Here is a 2,367-nt window from a genome sequence, read left to right as displayed (position 1 = left end):
TTATAGTCCCGGATAAGATAACTGAAGAGTATGTTAATGGCAGGGCCAGGAGAAATTATAAATTCTATACATCAGATGCCGATGCAAAGTATGTTGATGTGAGGGAGTATGACTGCTCAAAGATACCGCTGACGGTATCGTGCCAGCATCTTCCTTCAAATACAAAACCTGCGGCAGAGCTTTCGTATATCACCATTGATCAGGTGGTTGTAGGTTCATGCACGAACGGCAGGATCGAAGACTTAAGAGAAGCGGCTGAGATAATCAAGGGTAAGAAGGTCAATCCTAACACGAGAATGATAGTCATACCTGCTACACAGCAGATATACCTGCAGGCTGTTAAAGAGGGATTGGCTGAGATATTTGTAAACGCAGAGGCGGTCTTTTCAACCCCGACATGCGGGCCCTGCCTCGGCGGGCACATGGGGATTCTCGCAAAAGGCGAGAAGGCGCTTGCAACCACGAACAGGAACTTTGTCGGCAGGATGGGCGACCCCGGCAGTGAGGTCTATCTCTCAAACCCGGCCGTTGCCGCAGCGTCCGCAGTGCTTGGCAGGATAGCCGTGCCTGAGGAGGTATTATGATTCTTAAAGGAAGAGTATGGAAGTTCGGCAGGGATATTGATACAGACGCGATCATACCCGCGAGATATCTTAATACATCTGACCCTAATGAACTCGCAAAGCATGTAATGGAAGACGCTGATAAGGATTTTCCGTCAAAGGTTAAAAAAGGCGACCTGATAATCGCTGACGCGAACTTCGGCTGCGGCTCATCGCGTGAACACGCGCCAATAGCCATAAAGGCAGCGGGCATTCAGGGAGTAGTGGCAAAGAGCTTCGCGAGGATATTTTACAGAAATGCCTTTAACATCGGGCTTCCGATATTTGAGTCTGACGCGGCGTCTGAAAAGATATCCGAAGGCGATGTCATAGAGGTTGACGCGGACAGCGGCGTGATAAAGAACATCACCAAAAGAGAAGAGTATGCCGCGAAACCAATCCCTCCCTTTATGCAGGAGCTTATATCCGCGGGCGGGCTTATAGAATGGACAAAGAAACGGCTGGAGAGGAAGTAAATCTTTTGTGCAGAAGAAAATTAAATCCAATAAATATTGATCTTTGTTTCTTCCGATGAATGTGAGAATAAGAATTTCGTAAAGCGCTTGATAGAGTCGTGTTCCAGAGTTATCGCAATTTTTACTTTACTCATATATTCACCTCTCGGTATTACTATTTAACATACCGAATGCAAGAAATATGGTAAAGCTGTTTTTTTGTTTTGATAGGAAGAACAGCAAAATGAAAGACCTGCCCCTGATTCCGTGCTGATTTTATTCTCGGCAACTTCTCGGTCATACAGCGACTTCCATCAAGGTCAAGCTCACGGATTCAAATTGCGGGATATCCTCGCCGTTTTCAATTCTATCTTCAATTAAAGGTTGAATTTTGATTATTGGTGGTTCGTCAGCATAGGCACGAATACATAGCTCTTCATGTGCATGCATGTTAAGATTGCAGTTATCAGGTTATACTTGAAGTAGTCCCTGCTGTCGCCGAAGTATTTTAGCTGTACCATGGTGGGGATTGTTTATAGGTAAGTCTTTCCAGTCCTTAATTATAGGCACTGTTCCTTACATGCGCCCCCAGCCTATTGGAGCAGCGCCTTGGCCGGTTTGAATTGTGTATCTATGATTTGCCGCCCATTCTCTTGCTGCTGCATTAAGTTTGTCATGGCCGCAATTCAAGTACGCCTCAGCCATAACCTTAGTGCCTTCTGTATCAAGTTTATTAATTAATACAGGAATAATTTCCTCTATCATAACTCCCCTTTACCCCCTCTTATCTTAAGAGGGGGAGAGGCGGAGCCTGGGGGCGTTTATAAAAAGAGATTGAAAATAACACACCCCTATCCCCTCTTATTAGAGGGGAAAAGAATAAGATGAAAATGATATAAAAAAACGGCATCCTGTTTTTAGGCAGGATGCCGTTTAAAATTCGATTCCGGATAAACCGGAATGACAACTAAAACTTATTTCGAAGCAAGTGCTTTCTCTGTCTCCTTAAGCCACAGGAGCCTTGAGCTGTTTATAACAGACCTGTTAATTCTGTCGTTAAGGTCAATTGGATTTACGTCAAGCCCTTTTACCTTTTCAAACGGGTTCACCTTAACTTTCTTCTTTGCCTTGAGCGCCTTCTTCACGTCAGCCTTTGCCGCCGGGAGCTTTGACTTCATCGCTTTAGCAAGCGCGGCAAAAATGTCCTTGTGCTGCATCGCCTCTCCTGACGGAGATACTGCTTTTATGACTTTTTTCACCTTTCCGAGATAGTTCACTATCGTGCCGGCTGATTCGAGATATGAGGCCGC

Annotated in this window: 4 protein-coding genes; 2 read left to right on the top strand and 2 right to left on the bottom strand. The window is 45.2% G+C overall.

The features are described from left to right. Both HY807_07030 and leuD read left to right on the top strand, forming a co-directional pair. The coding region (locus HY807_07030; protein ID MBI4826161.1) for a 3-isopropylmalate dehydratase large subunit at positions 1-584 on the top strand (584 nt) is incomplete at its 5' end. Continuing rightward, positions 581-1,078, top strand: coding sequence for a 3-isopropylmalate dehydratase small subunit (gene leuD, locus HY807_07025; protein MBI4826160.1), 498 nt, complete (start codon positions 581-583; stop codon positions 1,076-1,078). The genes HY807_07030 and leuD, both read left to right, overlap by 4 nt. Before the next feature lie 555 nt (positions 1,079-1,633). Here the strand turns inward: leuD and HY807_07020 are convergent. Next, entirely contained in the window at positions 1,634-1,822 is a 189-nt protein-coding gene (locus HY807_07020; protein MBI4826159.1) for a hypothetical protein, read from the bottom strand. A 209-nt stretch (positions 1,823-2,031) separates the two neighbouring features. Continuing rightward, on the bottom strand, positions 2,032-2,367 hold a 336-nt coding region (locus tag HY807_07015), incomplete at its 5' end, for a hypothetical protein (GenBank protein MBI4826158.1).

The sequence above is a fragment of the Nitrospirota bacterium genome (assembly GCA_016207885.1).
In the GTDB taxonomy this organism is placed as follows: domain Bacteria; phylum Nitrospirota; class Thermodesulfovibrionia; order UBA6902; family UBA6902; genus JACQZG01.
This window is presented reverse-complemented; position numbering and strand designations above follow the sequence as displayed.